This is a genomic window from Herbidospora sp. RD11066 (genome assembly GCF_054661255.1).
On sequence record NZ_BAAGDO010000055.1, the window covers coordinates 1 to 368 of the forward strand.

1 protein-coding gene is annotated in these 368 nt (G+C 49.7%); it reads right to left on the reverse strand.

All coding sequences use genetic code 11. The annotated features are described in order from the left end of the window. Window positions 1-9 precede the first annotated feature (9 nt). Window positions 10-368, reverse strand: a 359-nt coding sequence (locus ACYQ78_RS39315; RefSeq protein WP_459806091.1) for a hypothetical protein, incomplete at its 5' end; no start/stop codon positions are given.

Genomic DNA, 368 nt, shown 5'->3' on the forward strand with positions numbered 1-368 from the left:
CCTGGCAGTTTATTCCTCATCTTCCTCATCATCATCATCATCATCCTCGCCTTCCCCTTGCTGCTTCAGGAAGTATGCCTTCTTCTGAGCAACACGGGCCTTGCGCTGTTGGAGGGACAATTTCTTGCGGTTGAACCTCTTGGGTTGTATGTCTCTCTTGGGAGCAGGCTTAGCTTCGGGGTCCTCACGAATTGCAGCATGAGCCTTCTTGTACATCTCCTCAATCTGGTCAGGTTCAACACCATTCTTGATGTACTGAGAGAACTGTTTTTTGAAAGTTTCCTCATCCTCTTCCTTCAGTTCACTCATATACTCGGCAACATGCTGGCCACAGATGTGGTTGCGGAGGACCTCAGCGATGGACACCG